General features: G+C 65.4%; 13 protein-coding genes and 1 pseudogene. 11 read left to right on the plus strand and 3 right to left on the minus strand.

The features are described from left to right. The 3 genes and pseudogenes from EBB59_RS12390 to EBB59_RS14500 all read left to right on the plus strand — a co-directional run. A partial coding sequence (locus EBB59_RS12390; RefSeq protein ID WP_147455592.1) for an RHS repeat-associated core domain-containing protein occupies nt 1–854 on the plus strand: 854 nt, incomplete at its 5' end. Continuing rightward, nucleotides 851–1,441: a hypothetical protein gene (locus EBB59_RS13570; protein ID WP_147455593.1), complete on the plus strand. Its 591-nt coding sequence runs from the start codon at nt 851–853 to the stop codon at nt 1,439–1,441. The genes EBB59_RS12390 and EBB59_RS13570, both read left to right, overlap by 4 nt. Nucleotides 1,442–1,724: 283 nt before the next feature. Then, nucleotides 1,725–2,060 (plus strand): annotated as a pseudogene (locus EBB59_RS14500) (RHS repeat-associated core domain-containing protein); the annotation flags it as partial. Here EBB59_RS14500 and EBB59_RS12400 read toward each other — a convergent pair. After that, nucleotides 1,981–2,376 (minus strand): helix-turn-helix domain-containing protein, encoded by a 396-nt coding sequence (locus EBB59_RS12400; RefSeq protein ID WP_122102467.1) that lies wholly within the window; start codon nt 2,374–2,376, stop codon nt 1,981–1,983. The pseudogene EBB59_RS14500 and the gene EBB59_RS12400 sit on opposite strands and share 80 nt — an antisense overlap. 163 nt (nt 2,377–2,539) lie before the next feature. Further along, nucleotides 2,540–3,301 (minus strand): deoxyribonuclease V, encoded by a 762-nt coding sequence (gene nfi / locus EBB59_RS12405; protein WP_122102468.1) that lies wholly within the window; start codon nt 3,299–3,301, stop codon nt 2,540–2,542. A 66-nt stretch (nt 3,302–3,367) separates the two neighbouring features. Here nfi and EBB59_RS12410 point away from each other — a divergent pair, with 66 nt between their 5' ends. The 8 genes from EBB59_RS12410 (at nt 3,368) to EBB59_RS12445 (ending at nt 19,491) form a co-directional block, all read left to right on the plus strand. Next, nucleotides 3,368–5,056, plus strand: coding sequence for a GspE/PulE family protein (locus EBB59_RS12410; RefSeq protein WP_122102469.1), 1,689 nt, complete (start codon nt 3,368–3,370; stop codon nt 5,054–5,056). Between the two features lies 1 nt (nt 5,057). Beyond that, nucleotides 5,058–6,272: a type II secretion system F family protein gene (locus EBB59_RS12415; RefSeq protein WP_122102470.1), complete on the plus strand. Its 1,215-nt coding sequence runs from the start codon at nt 5,058–5,060 to the stop codon at nt 6,270–6,272. A 266-nt stretch (nt 6,273–6,538) separates the two neighbouring features. After that, nucleotides 6,539–7,033: an RNA polymerase sigma factor gene (locus EBB59_RS12420; protein ID WP_122102471.1), complete on the plus strand. Its 495-nt coding sequence runs from the start codon at nt 6,539–6,541 to the stop codon at nt 7,031–7,033. A 97-nt stretch (nt 7,034–7,130) separates the two neighbouring features. Continuing rightward, nucleotides 7,131–8,057 (plus strand): FecR family protein, encoded by a 927-nt coding sequence (locus EBB59_RS12425; RefSeq protein WP_122102472.1) that lies wholly within the window; start codon nt 7,131–7,133, stop codon nt 8,055–8,057. 147 nt (nt 8,058–8,204) lie between these two features. Next, nucleotides 8,205–11,126: a TonB-dependent receptor gene (locus tag EBB59_RS12430; protein WP_122102473.1), complete on the plus strand. Its 2,922-nt coding sequence runs from the start codon at nt 8,205–8,207 to the stop codon at nt 11,124–11,126. A gap of 519 nt (nt 11,127–11,645) precedes the next feature. Beyond that, nucleotides 11,646–14,246 carry a DNA mismatch repair protein MutS gene (gene mutS / locus EBB59_RS12435; RefSeq protein ID WP_425451834.1) on the plus strand — a complete coding sequence of 867 codons (2,601 nt, stop codon included), beginning with the start codon at nt 11,646–11,648 and terminating at the stop codon, nt 14,244–14,246. Nucleotides 14,247–14,408: 162 nt separating this feature from the next. Then, nucleotides 14,409–16,022, plus strand: a complete 1,614-nt coding sequence (locus tag EBB59_RS12440) for a catalase (protein ID WP_122102474.1) — start codon at nt 14,409–14,411, stop codon at nt 16,020–16,022. 157 nt (nt 16,023–16,179) lie between these two features. After that, complete coding sequence (locus EBB59_RS12445; protein ID WP_122102475.1) at nt 16,180–19,491, plus strand: mechanosensitive ion channel domain-containing protein; 3,312 nt, start codon at nt 16,180–16,182, stop codon at nt 19,489–19,491. Nucleotides 19,492–19,502: 11 nt separating this feature from the next. On the opposite strand, the gene EBB59_RS12450 is transcribed toward EBB59_RS12445, so the two are convergent. Next, nucleotides 19,503–20,132 carry a glutathione S-transferase family protein gene (locus EBB59_RS12450; protein ID WP_122102476.1) on the minus strand — a complete coding sequence of 210 codons (630 nt, stop codon included), beginning with the start codon at nt 20,130–20,132 and terminating at the stop codon, nt 19,503–19,505. Between the last annotated feature and the right edge of the window lie 23 nt (nt 20,133–20,155).

Below are 20,155 nucleotides of genomic sequence, written 5' to 3' on the forward strand. Positions count from 1 at the left end.
CCCAGCGCTACCTGTACGACGAAGCGGGCCAATGGCTGGGGGAATACGATGGCCAAGGCCAGGCGAAACAGCAGGTGATCTGGCTGGAGAATTACCCGATTGCCGTGATCGACGGTAGCGGCGCGGCGGCGAATATCGGCTACATCGAACCGGACCACCTGGGCACACCGAGAGTGATCATCGATGCCAAGCGCAACGTGGCGACATGGAGATGGCCGCTGACGGGGGAAGCGTTCGGCGCGGACGCACCGGAAGAAGACCCGGACGGCGACGGCGAACGCTACGAGTTCGACCTACGCTTCCCTGGCCAACGCTACGACCGACACACGGGGCTGCACTACAACTACTTCCGGGATTACGAACCACAGACAGGGCGGTACGTGCAGAGCGACCCGATTGGGTTGAGTGGGGGTATCAATACGTATGCCTATGTCGGGGGAAATCCAATTTTATTTGTCGATCCAGAGGGTTTGCAGTGGTTGCCGTATTCGCGGAATCTAAATAAACGCCCAGGCTCTGGTCAGCGTCTTCCGGATTCGTTGGCATTGCAAATGAACTATGTGTACTGGGGTAGTGCCACTGCTGGGGCTACAACGGCAGTTTTTGGTTCATATGCTGGTGCTGGCGTTGTTCTTGCATTGCCTGAGGCTGCGGGAGTTGCCGCGAATGTTTGCAGAAGTCCCGAAGCCAAGGAGGCTGTGTTAAATACATGTATTGCCATTGGTGTTTGCATTCCAGGTAATGCAGGCCGTCCTAGGCAATGGTTGCAACACGTTCAGACTATGCGGCAGATACGACAGCAATCGCAGCAAGGGGTGAATAATATTCAATCTAAGTTACCCCCCAAGCCATGAGGAATAATTCGGAAGCAATGCGGCGAGCGCAGGATGCCTTTCATGACTGGAAGGCTTCTATTGCACTTGCAGCATTAGAGGAAGTGCTCCAAGTGGAGGGCTCGCCGGATGATGCGGCAGCCTACCTATTAAAAGGGTTGATTTTTGAGTTTGGTGGGGAGGGTGTTCAAGTCGATCTTGCGAAAGCAGTAGAGAATTACAGGGCAGCTTCGTATTTGATTGGAGGTTTGGGTTTAATTCCATTTTTGTACCTTGCTAGGGCTTTGATGAAGCAAGGGGTAGGTAGTTATCCTGAAGCGTTCAAATACATTCGAGAGGCAAGTGGAGTTCGTCATAGCCCGGAAGTTGATCTTGCTTTTGCTGAGTACTACGAAGTAGCAGAGAGCAAGCCCGCTCTAGCTAAGAAGTACTACCTGAGGGCTGCTGCAAAAGGGCGGTTTGCGGGATTCTTTGGTCTTGCTTCTGTATTACGGAAAGAAGGCCATAAAGTGCAAGCCTTAATGGTTGATGTCGTGCGAATTTTTCTTGGGCCGATCTTGTTTATTCTGTTGGGGAGGGCGGCAAGAGCTAATTTTAATAGTTACTGAATAAAAGAGGTTGTTGGGTGGCCGCTGCAGAGAAAGGGCACGCAAATGTTGGGAATTGGGGCGTTTACTATCAGGCTGCGTGCAGTGGTGGAGATAACTACGCATGTTCTGCAGCCTTGGTCGCCAACAACATTGGGGCTTCGGCTCATTTCACGAACAATCGGCTATACGGCTCGCTTTTGGAGAGGACACCGCCTTCCGAGTGCAGAACGGAGAAGGTCAACAAAAAGATAGAAGCCATCCGCGTTGACCTCGCCAAGGCACATGCGAATTCGACCTACACTTCCCTGGCCAACGCTACGACCGACACACGGGGCTGCACTACAACTACTTCCGGGATTACGAACTAGGAACAGGCCGTTACGTGCAGAGTGATCCGATTGGGCTTGTCGGTGGAATTGACACTTATGGCTATGTTGGAGGTATGCCTTTAGCTTTTTCTGATCCATATGGGCTTCAAACAACAACCGCTGATGTATATTGCGAAAAGTGCGGTGCCGTGGCGTGTGTTGAAGTCGCCTCAGGTGGTATGGCAGGGGTTAATTCTGGCGCTGCAACTTCTGCTGGTAGCGTTGGAGCTGGGGGGCTCTATTGGGTGCAGCGTTCAGTATGGTGTTGATGCTTCGCTTGGCTTGTCTGCGCCAGCAGTCTATCCAGACTTCGCTGACCATCTTCTGCTTAGCATGGGGTAAGCGGCTGACCTGTTCGAGCTGCCGCTGAATCCTCGGGCTTGGCCCACGTTTGTTCGCAGGCGTGGGCTGGCCAATTAATGCCTCAATGGAGGTACCGAGCAGCGTTGCCAAGCGCGGCAGGTGCGAGATCGGCACACGGCGCTTGCCGCTCTCATAGGCGGTCACTGTCTGCTGCGACACGCCTAGCTGTTTACCCGCGCAACGTGCATGGTGTGTTGGGCTTAAGTGACCGCAGCTACGCATGCATCTGGATCGACTGGTGCAGCTCGAATACGTGTTGCCGCATGTGGGCAAGCAAGGGCAGCTTTGCAGCTACATCTAAAACTTGCGCTTCGATGGGGATGCCGACAGTGCCGCGCCCCGGTCGGGTGTCGGTATCGCCGGTACGACAGCGATGGGCACATCCTCATTCTTCGGTGGCAAGTGGCGTCATTGGCAGGCCGGCATCGGCAAGTGCGGCCGAATCGCAGGCGGGCATGGCGCCGCGCCGTGAAGCCAGCCGGTCGGCCAGACGAGTGGGTTCCGGCAGGCGGTAGCGGGTGACGAACTGCATCACCAGTTCCGGCGCCGAGGCCATCGATACTCGGTGTCCAGGTGAAACGAACAGCGGCAGGCAGCCGGGCTTGCTCCGCAGCGCCCAGCCGATCTGCTCGCCGGGCAGGCCCTTCGAGGTATCGCGCAAAGGCGTGAAGGCCCCGCGCATCTCGTGCAGTTCGGCGTGTTTGCCGACCAGTTTCTTTTTCGCCACCCCGAGGCTTGGCAGCCCGCTGACGATGCCGAAATGGGCGGCGATGCCGAGCCGGCGCGGATGGGCGATGCCGTGGCCGTCGATGAAGCAGAGATCGGGCGTGGCGGGTAGCGCGCGCAGCGCGGTGATCAGGGCCGGCAGTTCGCGGAAGGAGAGCAGGCCGGGAATGTAGGGCATCGTCGTCGGCAGGCGGGCGACGCGGGTGGCGAGCGGCGCGAGCGTGGCGGCGTCGAGCAGCACCGCCGCGGCGCGGGTGATGGCGCCGCTGTCCTCGAAACCGACATCGAAGCCGGCCAGGGTGCGGAGCGGGCGGGGAAAGTCGTCGCGCAGCCGGACGCGCGTGGCGAGCGTGGCCTGCTCGTCGCGCGCTCTGCGCACGTCGCCGTGCCAGGCGGGTGGGGGAGTCGGGTCTGCGGACATCGCCGCGAGTGTACGCCGCGCCGCCACAGTGGATAAGATGCGGCGAGTCCATCCCACAGCCATCGCGTGAGCCACGAAACCCGCATCATCGAAGAATTGCTGACGCGCGGGCGGTTGAAGCCCGAAGATCTGCGCCGTGCCGAGGCCCTGCGCAACACGCCGGAAGCCGTGCCGTTGCTGCCGTTGCTGGAGCGGCTGGGCGTGTTGTCCGAGCAGGATCACGCGCGCGCCGCCGCCGAGGCGATGGGCTTGCCGCTGGTCGATCCGGCCGAGGCGCCGGAAGCGCTGCCGGAGGCGTTGGCCGAGGTGGCGCAGGTGTCGCCGCGCTTCCTGCGCCAGTTCCAGCTGGTGCCGGTGGGCGAGCGCGATGGCGCGATGGAGGTCTGGGCCGCCGATCCCTGGCATGCCTCCTCGCTGGACGCGCTGGCGCTGGCGCTGGAAATGCCGTTGATGCTGAAGGTGGCGCCGCGCTCGGGTCTCACCGCGCTCCTGGCGCGCTGGTACCCGGAGGCGCAGCCGGCCAACGACGATGAAACCACCGAGCCTGGCGCCGATCTCGACGACGTCGAGCATCTGAAGGATCTGGCCTCGGAAGCGCCGGTCATCCGCATCGTCAATCAGATATTGCAACGGGCGGTGGAGCTGCGTGCGTCGGACATCCACCTGGAGCCGTTCGAGCGCGAGATGAAGCTGCGTTACCGCATCGACGGCGTGCTACAGGAGGCCGATGCGCCGCCGCTGGCGATGGCCCCGGCGGTGATGAGCCGCTTCAAGATACTGGCCCGACTCAACATCGCCGAGCGCCGCCTGCCGCAGGATGGCCGCATCCAGTTGCGGGTGCAGGGCCGCGAGCTGGATCTGCGCGTGTCCACGGTGCCGACCACGCATGGGGAATCGCTGGTGCTGCGCTTGCTTGACCGCGAGAACGTCACCCTCGACCTGGCCGATCTGGGCTATACCGAGGCCCAGCGCGCCTTGCTGGGCCAGGCGTTGTCCACACCGCATGGCATCGTGCTCGTGACCGGCCCGACCGGCTCAGGCAAGACCACCACGCTGTATGCCGCGCTGGCGCGGCTGAACCGGCCGGGGGTCAAGATCATCACCGTGGAAGACCCGGTGGAATACCGCATGGACGGGGTCAACCAGATTCAGGTCAAGCCGCAGATCGGGCTGGATTTCGCCGGCGCGCTGCGCAGCATCGTGCGCCAGGACCCGGACATCATCCTGGTCGGCGAGATGCGCGACATCGAGACCGCGCGCACCGCCATCCAGTCGGCGTTGACCGGCCACCTGGTGCTTTCCACCCTGCATACCAATTCGGCGGCCGGCGGCCTCACCCGTCTGCGCGACATGGGCATCGAGAACTATCTCGTCACCTCCACCGTCAACGCATTGCTGGCGCAGCGGCTGGTGCGCAAGCTGGAGCCGGGTCATGCCGAGCGTTATCTCGCCAGCGAGGAGGAGATCGAACGCTTCGGCCTGCGCCGGTTCCAGCCCGAGGGCGACATCCACCTGTGGCGGCCGGCGCCCTCGGCGGTGAGCGCGAGCGGTTATCTGGGCCGGGTCGCCATCGTCGAACTGGTGTTGATGAGCGATGCACTGCGCCACGCGGTGATGCAGGACGCCACACTCGGCCAGCTTGAAGCCATCGCCCGCGAGCAAGGGTTCCGCAGCATGGCCGAGGACGGCATCGAAAAGGCCCTGGCCGGCCTGACCACGCTGGACGAGGTGCTGCGCGTGACGCAGCTGGGTTGACATGGGGGCTTTCCGCTTCAACGCGCTCGACGACAAGGGCCAGCCGCGCGAGGGCGTGCTGGAGGCCGCCGACGTCACCGCCGCGGCCGCGCAATTGCAGGCGCGGCAATGGATTCCGCTGGACGTGCAGCCGGCCGGTAGCGCTCTGCGTGGCGCGCGCGCGCCATTGTGGCGGCGTCGCTCGCAGATCGGCAACGACCTGCTGGTGCGCTTCACCGACCAGCTCGCCACCTTGCTCGCCGCCGGCCAGCCGATCGACCGCGCGCTCGTCATCCTTCAGGAGTCCGCCGGCAGCGAGGCGATGACCGCGCTGGTGGCGGAACTGCGCGACGACGTGCGCGGCGGCAGCACGCTAAGCGATGCCATGTCGCGGCATCCGCGGGCGTTTCCCCCGCTGCTTCAGGGCATGGTCAAGGCCGGCGAGGCGGGCGGCGCTTTGCCGCAGGCATTGCGCCGGCTCAATGAGTATCTGGAGCGCAGCACCGGCTTTCGCCGGGGGCTGGTGAACGCGGCGATCTACCCGGCCATCCTCATGGCGACCGTGCTGATGTCGATGGTGTTTCTGCTGGGCTACGTGGTGCCGCAGTTCGCCGAGATGTACGCCAATTTGCAGGCCGAGTTGCCGTGGTTCTCCAAAGCGGTGCTCGGCCTCGGCATGTTCGTGCGGCGCTGGTGGTGGCTGTTGCTCGGCCTGTCGATGGCGGCGCTGTTCGTGCTCAACCTGTGGTTGAAGCAGCCGGCTTCCAAGCCCGTGCTGGACGCCTGGTTGTTGCGGCGCAAGGGGCTGGGGCCGCTCCTGGGGAAGATCGAGGCCGAGCGTTGGTTGCGCACGCTCGGCACCTTGCTGGAATCCGGCGTGCCGATGATGAATGCCCTGCGCATAGGGCAGGGCGTGTTGTCCAACCAAGTGCTGACCAACGCCATCCGGCAGGCGACCGAAGCCGTGCGCGGCGGTGCGCGCCTGTCCGATGCGCTGGCGTCCGAGCCGCATTTCCCGCGCCTGCCGTTGCAGATGATGAGGGTGGGCGAGGAGGCCGGCGAGCTGGACGCGCTGCTGCTGAAAGCCGCCGACACCCTGGAGCACGACATCAAGCGCGTGCTCGACCGCGCGATGGCGGCGCTGGTGCCGGTGGTGACGGTGGTGATGTTCGTGCTGATCGGCGTGGTGGTGATGTCGATCCTGGTGCCGCTCTACGACCTTACCAGCGTGATCTGATTCCTGGCCGTCACCGTTCCCGGCGCCCGGCGCCCGGCGCGGAATGGAGCAGGCCCGAAGCCAGTGTCCGTTGGGTTGGGCCGGGCCGGCGTCCGGCGCGGATTGCGTGGAAGGCCGGATGGAAAGCCAGGTGGAAAACTCGGGAGATGGCTGGGGGATGAGGCGCTCATGGCGCGCGCGCCACGGCGGGATTTTTCCAGTCAATGCGACTTGTTCTCAACAATTGGGTAGCATTAAGCGTTGCCCGATCTGTTTCCAGCTTCACGATGTCTTCCAATGCCGCTCTTCTGACCGAACTGCTGATCCGTGAACGTCCGGCATTGTTGCGTCGCGTGCAGCGCATTCTCGGCGGCGGCGGGGCCGAGGACGTGATTCAGGCGGTCTGGCTCAGAGCGCGCGCGGTGGACGGCGCCCAGGCCATCGACAACCCGCGCGCCTATCTCTACCGTCTGGCGGCCAATCTCGCGACCGACCACGGGCGCGAGTCCACCCGCTACAGTCGCCTGTTGGCGGAGCATTACCTGTGGGGGCCGGACGAGGCGATCTCCACCGAGGCGCAGGTCATGGCCCGGGATGAGTTACAGCGCGTGCTAGAAGCCGCCGAGCATCTGCCCGAGCCGACCCGTAGCATCTTTCGTCTCAACCGCTTGCAAGGACTGACCCAGGCCGAGATCGCCAGTCGCTTCGGAGTGTCGGTGACGACGGTGGAGAACCATGTGCGCCGTGCGTTGCGGCGTCTGGCCTGGGCGCGTGGCGGCTGATGATGCCGTGCGCTTGGGGTTCGTCGTCGTCGGGCCGTCTTGATTTTCCGGCCGGGCATGCGGTTCAGTGGGCCATGTCCGCCCCGGCCGCCAGCCGATGAGCCCGCCGCATCCCGCCTTCACCACCAATGCCTCCCTGGCCGAACAGGCCCGGGCGTGGATCGTCTGGCTGTCCTCCGGCCGGGTCGACGAGGCGGGCATACGTGTGTTCGAACAATGGCTGGCGCGGCCGGGGCATCGCCTCGCCTACGAGCACGAGCGCGCGTTGTGGCGAAGCCTGGGGCCGCGCCCATCGGCCGCCCCCGTGCGGCGAATGCGTTGGGCGATGGCCGCGGCCGCCGCGCTGGCGGTGCTGCTGGTCTGGCCCGATGCCTGGCTGCGCTTGCAGGCCGACCATCGCAGCGGCCCGATGGTGCGGGCCGTGCAATTGCCCGACGGCAGCCGCGCCGTGCTCGATGCCGGCAGCGCGATCGCCGTGCATTTCGACGGCCAGGCCCGCCGCGTCGAGCTTCTGCGCGGCCGTGTCTGGTTCGAGGTGAAGCCCGATGCCGGGCGTCGCTTCAGCGTGGCGGCCGGCAACGGGGTGGTCGAAGACGTTTCCACCGCGTTTACCGTGGCCCGCACGGACGAAGCCGTGGAGGCGCGGGTCGGGCAGGGCCGGATACGCGTGGCCTATCCGGCCGGCGGCGGGTGGACCTACCTCCGCGCCGGGCAACGGGCCGCCTACGGCGGCGCTGCCGGCGTGACCCGCCTTGGCGATGTCGCGGTGGACAGCGTGGGCGCCTGGCGCCAGGGCGAGTTGCTGCTGGAGCGGGCCAGCGTGGCCGATGCCCTGCGTCGGCTGGGCCGTTATCGCTCCGGGCCGATCCTGGTGCATGGCGATCTGTCGCGGCTGCCGACGGTCAGCGCCGCGTTGCGTATCGACCGTCCCGAACAGGCGCTGGACACCCTGGCGGCCAGTGCGGGGTTGCAGGTCACGCGGCTGCCGCTGGGCGTGGCCATCGTGCGCGCCGCGCCGCGTTGAGGGCGTCGCGGCGATTGGCCTTGGGGTTGCCGACTCGTCATTCGTCCTAACTGTGAACGTACCCGCCGCCGCCACGTACGTCGCCGTGTCCGCGCTGGTCGCGGATGATGCCGCGACCGCGGCTCCGCCTATCTGACAGGTTCCTCCATGCTTGAGTCCCATCGTCCGGGCCGTTCGCCGCGCCCGTCCCGTTTGTGCATCGCCCTGCTGACCGCTGGATTGGCCAGCGCCGGGTCGTTCGTATCGGCGCTGGCCGCCGTCGCGCCCGTGCGCGCCGCGCTACAGCATTACGACATTCCCGCCCAGCCGCTGGACAAGGCGTTACGCGTCTACATGCGCCAGTCCGGCGTGCAACTGGTCTATCCGGCCGCGCTGACCAGCGGCATGACTTCGCGGTCGCTCAGCGGCACCTTCCCGGCTGGCGAGGCCCTGTCGCGCCTGTTGCAGGGCAGTGGTCTGGTGGCGCGTTGGGTCAGCGCCGAGGCGGTGACGCTCGAAGCCGGCGAGCCGGTGCCGGCTGAGTCCGGCGTGATCGTCACCGACACCCTCAGCGTGGCCGGCGACCGCGCCGGCGACGACGCCCCCGGCGACGAGGCGCGCCTGCTCGACAGCTACCTTGGCGTCGGCTCCACCACCAGCATCGGCCGCCCCGCGCTGGAACGCTTCCGTGGCACTTCCACCGGCGACATCGTCAAGGGCGTGGCCGGCGTCACCGCTGGCGATCCGCGGGTGGGGAACGGTTTCGACGTCAACATCCGGGGTATTCAGGGCCAGAGCCGGGTGCCGGTGATCATCGATGGTGGCCAGTCCAGCATGGATACCTATCGCGGCTATGCCGGGCAGTCGCAGCGTACCTACCTGGACCCGGATCTGATCTCCCGCCTGACCATCACCAAGGGGCCGAGCCTGCAAGCCAACGCCTCCGGCGGCATCGGCGGCGTGGTGCAAATGGAGACGTTGAAGGCCGAGGACATATTGCGCGAAGGGAGCGATGCCGGCGTGCGCGTCCGCGCGGGCCTGGCCAATGCCAGCGCCAACAACCTGCCGTCCTTCAGCGCCGTGCCGCGTACCGGCCGCGCCGCCACCGGCAGCCAGTTCTTCAACGTCGCCGCCGCCGTTCGCCAGGATCGTTTCGAACTGCTGGCCGCCTACGCCTACCGTGACAACGGTAATTATTTTTCCGGTACGCATGGCTACGATGACTTCCCGCAACGTCGGCGCACGCTGGCGCCGCTGAACCCGCCACGCACGGAGGTGTTCAATACCTCTTCCCGCTCGGTGTCCGGCTTGCTCAAGGGCACCTGGCGTATCGACGAGGCGCAGACGCTCGAAGCCGGCTACCGTCGCTATGCTGGCAGGGCCGGCGAGATCATGGCCTCGCAGATCATCCGGGTGAAGCGCGACCACGTGCCGCAGTGGGAACCGGGGCGGGTGGACATGGACAGTTACAGCTTGCGCTACCGCTTCAACCCCGACAGCGCGCTGGTCGATCTTCGCGTCAATGCCTGGCGCACCGATGCCGACAGCGTGATGTACAACGGCCTGACCGGCATCACCCCGTGGTACTTCAACCGTCGCACCGAGTGGTACGACGCCCCTAGGTTCAGCGGCGACCCCGGCTACAAGGACGCCTACCGCAATCCACTGCGGCAGAAGCGCTTTGGCCTGGATGCCAGCAACACCTCGCGCGTGCGGACAGGCGTCGGCCTGTTCACCTTCGACTACGGCCTGGCCTTCAGCGACGAGGACATCCGGCCGGGGCGCTCGGCGCCCGTCATGCACGACGACCTGGTCAACAACCGCTTCCTGCGCAACGCCCGGCGCAAGGAATACAGCGTGGTGGCATCGATGAAATGGGCGCCGGACGAACACTGGGAAGCCATGCTGGGCGGGCGCTGGAACCGCGTGGACGTGCGTGATCGCAACCGTCTGGCCAAGCCCGATGCCTACGAGGTGCGGGGTCAGTACCGTTACACCGAACTGCTCAGTGGCGATCCGGCGTTGCCGCCGTGGCGCGCCAAACGCGTCGCGCTGCTCAACTGGTACCCGGATGCCAATGGCGACTTCACCCGGCAATCGCTGCTGGCTTCGCCCTACAAGAAGGGCACCGTGGCCGACATCGCCGGCTGGGATTTCTACAAGGCGCGCCCGGCCGAAGACCTGAAAGTACCTGTGAGCTGGACATGGTCGCAGCCGATCCGTCGCCAGGACAGCGCCTTCTCGCCGGCCGCCAGCCTAGCCTATCGCTTCACCGAAGACAGCGTGGCCTACCTGAAGTACGCCGGGGGCACCAAGCTGCCGAGCCTGTTCGAAACCACGCTGGGCCTGTTCACCGCCGCCAAGCCGGTGGGCGAACTGAAGCCGGAACGCGCGCGCGGCTGGGAACTGGGCGCGAGCACGGTCCGCCGCGACCTGTTCGCGGCGGGCGACCGTCTGGCGTTGAAACTGGCGTACTTCGACACGCGCATCGACAACCTCATCACCCGCGATTACCGCACGTTGTCGGCCGGGCTGATCCGCAACGTCGATCGCTTCAAGGTTTCCGGCCTGGAGTGGCAGTCCAGCTACGACGGCGGCCGGGTGTTCGCCGATCTGTCGGGGCATTACTACTTCGGGGCCAAGACCTGTGCGCCGGACATCGCCGCCGAGCGCCGCCAGTATGGCCAGGCCCGCGACATCGACGAATTGAAACGGACGCCCGATTGCGTCGATGGCGGCTTCGTGGGGTCGTACACCAATACCCAGAACCCGCCGCGCTACACGGTGAACCTGACGCTTGGGTCGCGCCTTTTCGCCGAACGCCTGATCTTCGGGACGCGGGTGATCCACAACGCCGGGCCAATCAGCAAGCTGGACAAGAAATGGAATGTCGGGCTGTCGGCCATCCAGCAGTTGTATCGCGCCAATACCCTGGTGGACTTGTTCGCCAGCTGGCGTTTCAACGAGCAACTGTCGGTGGAAGCCAACCTGGACAACGCCACGGATCGCTATTACCTCGACCCGCTGGCGCTGGGCGTGATGCCGGCCCCGGGCCGCACCGCGCGCCTGGCCCTGACCTGGCGGTATTGAGTTCCGCGCCCACCCGGCGCGTCGCGCCGGGTGGGCTTGAACGGGCGGTGCGCTGGCCGCTGGCGGCCCGAAGATGCCCCATTCGGGCGCGGGCGAAGGTGTCGCCGGTGTTTGCCGGCCCACGCGTGGCGTCTCCGTGCTCAGCTCCTGGCGTCTGCCGGGCTCGAATGCGCCGCCTCGTGGCCGGCGCGCGTCGTCTACCTGTCTCCTTTGCCGCTGAAAGCGAGCCGGGCTACATCGAGTACCCGGCCGCGGCCCTCGCGCGTCCTCCGAAGAGGATGCGCCCGCGCCGCCTCGCCGCATTTCCTGCGCCAGGGGCGCATGCGCCGTCTTAAACTTGAGGCCGCGCGGCTTGCCTGGCGCTTCCGTTGCAACCCCCGGGCCACCGTCCTTCGCCTGTCCGCTTGCGTCGTGGCGGGGGATGCCCCGTACCATGGCCTTGCAACGCCCGCGCGACGCGAAGCCTCGCCAGCGGCCGCAACGAATCGGCACGGACGGCCACTCATCGGAACTTGAAACTTGCAACGCACTGATTCGAAAGACAAACAAAAGCCCGGTAAACATGCCGTGGAACATACGCCTTTGATGAAGCAGTTCTTCGCCGCCAAGGCGGAATACCCGGACGTGCTGCTCTTCTTCCGCATGGGCGATTTCTACGAACTGTTCTACGACGACGCGCGCAAGGCCGCGCGCCTGCTCGATCTCACCCTTACCCAGCGCGGCCAGTCCGCCGGCCAGCCGATCCCGATGGCCGGCGTGCCGCACCATGCCTACGAAGGCTATCTGGCGCGGCTGGTGGCGCTGGGCGAATCGGTGGCGATCTGCGAGCAGATCGGCGACCCGGCCACCTCCAAGGGGCTGGTCGAGCGCAAGGTGGTGCGGGTCGTCACGCCCGGCACCGTGACCGACGAAGCGCTGTTGCAGGACCGCCGCGACACCCTGCTGATGGCGGTGGCGCGCGACAGGAGCGGCTATGGCCTGGCCTGGGCCGATCTGGCGGGTGGGCGCTTCCAGGTGGCGCGGGTCGCCAACGACGACCAGTTGGAAGCCGAATTGGCCCGGCTGGAGCCGGCGGAACTGCTGCTGCCCGACGAAGAGGGCTGGCCATTGGCGATCACCACGCGCGCGGGTCTGCGCCGGCGCGCGCCCTGGCTGTTCGATGCGGATGCCGCCCGGCGCCAGTTGCTGGCCTTCTTCAAGCTGCACGACCTGACCGGCTTCGGCATCGAGGACGCGCCGCTCGCCATCGCCGCCGCCGGCGCATTGCTCGGTTACGTCGAGGAAACCCAGAAACAGCGGCTGCCGCACCTCACCGCCATCGCGCTGGAGTCCGGCGATGGCGCCATCGCCATGAACGCGGCGACGCGCCGGCACCTGGAGCTGGATACGCGCATCGATGGCGATACCCGCAACACGCTGCTCGGCGTGCTCGATTCCACCATCACCCCGATGGGCGGGCGGCTGTTGCGGCGCTGGCTGCACCGTCCGCTGCGCGCGCGCGAGGTCGTCGAGCCGCGCCTGCATGCGGTACAGACGTTGGTCGATGCTCGCGCCTTCGATGACCTGCGCGAAGCCTTCCGCGGCTTTGGCGATGTCGAGCGCATCCTCACCCGCGTCGCCTTGCGCAGCGCTCGCCCGCGCGATCTCTCGACGCTGCGCGATGCGCTGCTGAAATTGCCCGTGTTGCGCGCGCAGCTCGCGCCGTTGGATTCGCCGCGCCTGCTCCAGCTGGCCGAAAGCATGGGCGAGCACGCCGCCACCGCCGATTTCCTGCATCGCGCGGTGGTGCCGCAGCCGCCGCTGGTGGCCCGCGACGGCGGGGTGATCGCCGAGGGTTTCGACGCCGAACTGGACGAACTGCGCCAGCTTTCCACCAATGCCGACCAGTTTCTGATCGGCCTCGAAGCGCGCGAGCGCGAGGCGACCGGCATCGCCACGCTGAAGGTGGGCTACAACCGCGTCCACGGCTATTACATCGAGATGGGCAAGGTGCACGCGGGCAAGGTGCCGGTGCACTACACCCGCCGGCAGACCCTGGCCAACGCCGAGCGCTACATCACCGAGGAACTCAAGGGCTTCGAGGACAAGGTGCTGTCCGCGCGCGAACGCGCGCTGGCGCGCGAGAAGCTGCTCTACGAACAACTGCTGGACGCGCTCAACCAAGACCTGCAACCCCTGCGCGAGTGCGCCGCGGCGCTGGCCGAGCTGGACGTGCTGGCCGGTTTCGCCGAACGCGCCGAAGCGCTGGACTGGTCGCGCCCGAAGCTCCTGGCCGACCCGGTGTTGCGGATCGAAGGCGGTCGCCATCCGGTGGTGGAAGCCGTGCGCGGCGAACCGTTCACCCCCAACGATCTGCGGCTGGACGAAGCCACTCGGATGCTGATCATCACCGGCCCCAACATGGGCGGTAAATCCACCTACATGCGGCAGAACGCGCTGATCGTGCTGCTGGCCCACATCGGCAGTTTCGTGCCGGCGGCGCGCGCGGAAATCGGCCCGATCGATCGCATCCTGACCCGCATCGGCGCCGGCGACGACCTGGCCAAAGGCCAGTCCACCTTCATGGTCGAGATGTCGGAAACCAGCTACATCCTTCATCACGCCACCTCCGAGTCGCTGGTGCTGATGGACGAAATCGGGCGTGGCACCTCCACCTACGATGGCCTGGCGCTGGCCGGGGCCTGCGCCCGCCATCTGGCCGACGCCAACCGCAGTTACACCCTGTTCGCCACGCATTACTTCGAACTGACCACGCTGGCCGAGCCCGGCAGCGGCATCCACAACGTGCATCTGGACGCGGTGGAGCACGATGAGCGCCTGGTCTTCATGCACGCGGTGAAGGATGGCCCGGCCAATCGCAGCTTCGGGTTGCAGGTGGCCTCGCTGGCCGGTCTGCCCAAGGCCGTGGTGCGTGAGGCGCGCGCGCGTTTGGCCGAACTGGAGCGGCAGGACACGCCGAAGCCCGCGCCATTGACCGCGCAAATACTGGATGCGCCCCAGCAGATCGGTCTGTTCGCGCCGCCCAGCGCGGTACTGGAAGCCTTGGCCGGGATCGAGCCGGACGAACTCACGCCGAAACAGGCGCATGAAGCGCTTTACCGGCTGAAACTGCTGGTTTGAGACCCACGGTCACAGAAGCTGTAGGAGGACTCCGGCACTATGGTGAAGGTCGGCGGTAGATTGATTTGTTCTATCTATCGATCATGTTGCAATAATCGATTTCAAATATCTATTGATTGCCATCATCCTTGCCGACACTTCCCAAGCCAAGCGGAGCCAGCCATGAGTGACAACAAGCAAGTGACGCAAGAACGCGCCAAGTTGCAGAAGGAATTGAGTACCACGCCGGAACAGAAACACGGCAAATGCCCGGTCAGCCACATGACCACCGCCTTCGGCGCGCCGGTGGTCGACAACCAGAATTCGATGACCGCCGGCCCGCGCGGCCCGCTGTTGATGCAGGACGTGTGGTTGCTGGAGAAACTCGCCGTGTTCAACCGCGAGATCATTCCCGAGCGGCGTATGCACGCCAAGGGCAGCGGTGCGTTCGGCACCTTCACCGTGACCAACGACATCACCTGCTACACCAAGGCCAAGATTTTCAGCGAGGTCGGCAAGAAGACCGAGATGTTCGCCCGCTTCACCACCGTGGCCGGCGAGCGCGGCGCGGCCGACGCCGAGCGCGACATCCGCGGTTTCGCGCTGAAGTTCTACACCGAGGAAGGCAACTGGGACCTGGTGGGCAACAACACCCCGGTGTTCTTCCTGCGCGATCCGCGCAAGTTCGGCGACCTCAACAAGGCGGTCAAGCGCGACCCGCACACCAATCTGCGCTCGGCGCGCAACAACTGGGATTTCTGGACCCTGCTGCCGGAAGCGCTGCTACAGATCACGGTGGTGATGAGCGACCGCGGCATTCCGCGTGGCTTCCGCCACATGCACGGCTTCGGCTCGCATACCTACAGCTTCACCAATGCCGACGACGAGCGCTTCTGGATCAAGTTCCACTTCGTCTGCCAGCAGGGGCTGGAGCATCTGACCGATGCGCAGGCCGGCGCGGTGGTCGGCATGGATCGCGAGAGCAGCGGACGCGACCTGTTCGAGGCCATCGAGCGCGGCGAATTCCCGAAATGGAAGCTCTACGTCCAGGTGATGCCGGAGCTGGATGCCGAGACCTACCGCATCCATCCCTTCGACCTGACCAAAATCTGGCCGAAGAAGGACTATCCGCTGATCGAGGTCGGCGAGTTCGAGCTGAATCGCAATCCGCGGAACTGGTACATGGACGTGGAGCAGAGCGCCTTCGCCCCCAGCAACCTGGTGCCGGGCATCGGGCCTTCGCCGGACAAGATGTTGCAGGCGCGTCTGTTCGCCTATTCCGATGCGCAGCGCTACCGCCTGGGCGTCAACCACCACCAGATTCCGGTCAATGCCGCGCGCTGCCCGGTGCACAGCAATCATCGCGATGGCCTGGGGCGTACCGACGGCAACTACGGCGACCTGCCGCACTACGAGCCGAACAGCTATGGCCAGTGGCAGGAACAGCCGGAATACCGCGACCCGCCGCTGAAGATCCGGGGTGATGCCGATTTCTGGAACTATCGCGAGGACGATGCCGATTACTTCAGCCAGCCCGGCGCACTGTTCCGGCTGTTCGACGAGGGTCAGAAGCAGCGTCTGTTCGACAACACCGCGCGCGCGCTGGGCGATGCGCCGGATTTCATCAAGCAACGCCATGTGGAGAACTGCCGCAAGGCCGATCCGGCCTATGGCGCGGGCATCGAGGCCGCACTGGAAAAACTGGCGCGGATGAAGAAGGACAACCCCTTCCACTCGCCTTCGCCCGAGGCCGACATGCCCGGCAACTGCCCGGGGCCGGAGGATATCGATGAGTGAGCGCGGCTGAATCGCGTGCGAACGGGCGGCCACGAGGCCGCCCGTTCCGCTTGGCGGTGAAGGCGCGGCCAAGCTCTCGCGTGGGAAGCCGGATGCGGGCTGCATCCGCCGGCATGCTCGGTCAGAATGGCCGCTGTCTCCAAGTGCCCCCGAGTCGATGCGAATTTCCCCGCTGATCGCCGCCGCTCTTCTGCTGGTCTCCTCGTCGATGTCGCCGGCCTCGGCGCAGGTCGATGTCAGCGACCCGAAGGCCGCCATGGATTCGATGACCGGCGCGGCGCGCGGCGACTTTGATGTCGTCGGTCTGAACGAAGCGCAGAAAACCGCCGTCAAGGCCAACCTGGAGGCGGTGGCCATTGCGGACAAGCAACTGGCCGATCTCAAAGCGCAGAGCGCCCGGCTGCGCCAACAGGCGGAAGCGCTGAATGAATCGCGGCGCCCGGCGTTGACCGCCACCGAGATCGGCGCCGATTTGAATGCCTGGCGCGCGCGCCTGCTCGATGATGTGAACATCGATGCGTTGGAGCGTCTGCTGGCCCAGGAGCGTGCCGCGGTGACGCGGTTCCGCGAGCGCATCGATACCGACAGCGACGAAGTCGCCGCCGAGCTTTCACGGCCGGGGCAAATGCTGGATGTGCTGGCCGATTTGCGTCAGCGCGCCGGTGAGATCGAGGGCGATCCGGTGATGGAGGACGGCGAGCCGCCCGCGCTCTACGAAAGCCGCCGCCTGAGGCGCAATGCCGAACATCGCTTGCTGTTGGCCGAAATCGAACTGCGTGAAACCGAGGACCAGACCGCCGGCAATCGCCTGCGTCAGCTTGAAGCCGGCATCCAGCAGACGCGTCGGGCGTTGTCCCTGCACGAACCGCGCATCGCCTGGCTCAACCAGCGGATCGCGCAACTGAGCGAGAAGCGTCTGCGCCAGCAACTCGACGAGCTGGATGCGCGCGCGGCCTCGTTGCGCGGCGCCGGCGGCCCGGCGGCGGAGATAGCCGCATCCAATGCGCACATGGCGCGCAGCATTCTCGATGACACCCGAGCCCTGGCCAAGGATCGCGGGATGCTTGGCGAATACGAGCAGGCCAGCCAGCGGGTGGGCGGTTTGCTTCGCGATACCCAGGCGCGGCTGAATCTGGGCGGGGGCGCGATGTTCGGCCACTGGTTGTGGCAGCAGCGGCTCAATACGCCCTCGACCCACACCCTGGCGTTGCGCCGCAAGGACGTGCAGGCAAAGCTCAGCGAATTGAAGTTGACGCGCTATTCGCTGGGCGAGCAGCGCCGGCAAAACGTCGAAGTCGTCATGCATGGCGGGGATGCAGGCGTATCGGCGGAGCTCGCCGCGTTGCAGGCGCGCGGCAACCAGTTGATCGAACAGCTCGATCCGATCCTCGACCGCCGCATCCAGGCGCTGCGGCGCGTCGATGAATTACTGGCCGACCTGGAGCGGCGCGGCGGCGAGCTGCGCGCCTTGATGGAACGCGAACTGCTATGGGTGCCGAGTCATGGGGCGATCGATGCGCAATGGATCGCCGAGTTGCCGCGTGAACTGGCCGATGGCCTGCGCAATTTCCATATCGGCACCATCGCCCGCTTGCTTGGGCGCGATGTCGTCAAGAGTCCGATCACTTATGGGCTGATCGTGCTGGTATTCGCCGGCCTGCTTTGGTTGCGCCGGCGCATTCCCGAGCAGATGGACGCGATCGCGTCGCAGGTGCGCAATGTCTATCGCGATAATTTCCTGCTGACCGTCAAGGCTTTCGGGCTCACGATCCTGATGGCCTTACCGTTGCCGGTGACGTTCTGGCTGCTGGGCTACATGCTGCAAAGCCTGGGGGCGGGCGTGGTTCCCGATATCGAGGCGCTGGGACAGGCTTTGCTGGTGCTGGCCGGCATGGGCTGGGTGCTGGGCCTAATGCGGGCGCTGATCATGCCCAACGGCCTGGCCGATGCGCACATGAACTGGTCGCGGGCGCGTCTGCGCAATCTACGCGCCGCATGGCGGATCGGCGCGGCTATTTTGCTGCCGATGGCCTTCGTCGGGCTATGGGCGTTATTCCGGCAAGTCGACCAGGCGGTGGTGGTCCACGCGCGGCTGGCCATCATCCTGCTCTCGCTGGGGTTGGGCGGGCTGAGTTGGCGTCTGCTGCGCCGCGCCGAACTGTGGCGCGGCCGTGATCGTCGCCTGCGGTTGATGCTGAACGCGTCGTTGCCACTGTGTTTCGTGGCGGTGGCGGTGCTGGCGGGGGTGGGGTTCGTGTATTCGAGCAGTCTGCTGCTGAATGCCATTCTGGCCAGTCTGACCGTGCTGCTGCTGGTGCAGGTCATCCACAGCCTGTTGTTGCGCTGGCTCCTGCTGGGCGAACGCGCATTGGCGATAAAGCAACTCGACCGCGGCGACGAGGTGGTCGATGTGGAGTCCGGCGAAAGGCATGACGAATCCGGCTCGGCAATCGAACTGGTGGATGTCAGCGCGCAATCGCGCCGCATGGTGAACCTGCTGCGCATGGTGCTGATCATCATCGGTCTGCTGTGGGCATGGTCGGATTTGCTGCCGGCGCTGTTCCGCTTCGAAGGCGTCAACCTCTGGTACTACACCAGCAAGAGCGCCGATGGCGGCAGCGTGCAGAATGCCGTGACGCTGCTCGACGTGTTGGCGGGCCTGTTCGTGCTGGTCTTGACCTTGAGTCTGGCCCGGAACCTGCCCGGCCTGACCGAAATGGTGCTTTCGCGCCAGCAGCACATCGGCGCGTCGATGCGCTACACCATCACCACCCTGTTGCGCTATGGGGTGGTGATCGTGGGCACGCTGTCCGCGTTCAGCCTGTTTGGCCTGCGCTGGTCGCAATTGCAGTGGATGGCGGCGGCATTGACGGTGGGCCTGGGCTTCGGCTTGCAGGAAATCTTCGCCAATTTCGTTTCCGGCCTGATTTTGCTCACCGAGCGTCCGTTCCGGGTCGGCGACGTCATCACCATCGACGGGATTACCGGCACCGTCACCCGTATCCGCACCCGCGCCACCACTGTGCAGGATTTCGAAAACAAGGAACTCATCATCCCCAACAAGACCTTCATCACCGGCCAGGTGACGAACTGGACGTTGAGCGACAACGTGACCCGCCTGACCATTCCGGTTGGCGTGGCCTATGGCAGCCCGGTGGAGAAGGTGCACGAGTTGCTGCTGAAGGCCGGACGCGAACACCCGCGGGTCATGAGCGAACCGCCGCCGCGCACCTGGTTTCTGGCCTTTGGGGCCAGCAGCCTGGATTTCGAGCTGCGCGTGTTCGTGGCCAACATGGGTGATCGTCTCGATACCACCAGCGAACTGCATGGGACGATTGCCGCGACATTCGCCGCGCATGGCATCGAAATCGCCTTCCCGCAGATGGACGTGCATCTGCGCGACGTGCCGCCCGGGGTGGAAAGAGGCGCCACCGCGCCGGACATGGGGGGGACGCCCGGCATGGCGTGATCGCCGCCGGTTTAGCCGGGCCGTGCCTGCTTGGCGAGCAGTCGTTCGTCGATGGCATCGGCCCGCACCGATGCCGGCCGGCTCCGATGCAGTTCGGTATAGCGGACGAAGTTCGGGCGCGGCTCGATCATCTTGAACTGCATGTAGAAGGCCAGGTAGGCGGCGAGCAGCAGGTCCGCGGCGGTGAAGCGATCGCCGGCGATGAAGTCGCGCTCGCCGACCAGGTCGTCGAGCGTGTTCAGCACGTCGTCCTCGGTGCCGTAGCCCATGCTCGTCGGTTCGCCCAGGTGGCCGGTGGATTTCGCGCTCATCAACGTTTCCAGCGGGCCGCTGACGAAAGCGATCCAGCGGTAGTAGCTGGTGCGTTCGGGAGTGCCGGGCGGCGGCGCCAGGTGGCGCTCGGGGAAGCGCTCGGCCAGATGGAGCAAGATCGCGGCGACTTCGGTCAGCACCGCATCGCCATCGGTCAACGCCGGCACCTTGCCCATCGGATTGATGGCGAGATATCCCGGGGCTTTCATCGTGGTGCCGTAGTCGAGCGGCACGGTGTCGTAATCCGCGCCGCATTCTTCCAGCATCCAGCGGACGGTGCGGCCGCGCGACATGGGGTGGGTATAGAAGGTGAGGGCTTGGGTATTCATTGCAAACTCCCGGTACGTGTGGA

Source organism: Solilutibacter pythonis (genome assembly GCF_003697345.1).
GTDB classification, from domain to species: Bacteria; Pseudomonadota; Gammaproteobacteria; order Xanthomonadales; family Xanthomonadaceae; genus Solilutibacter; species Solilutibacter pythonis.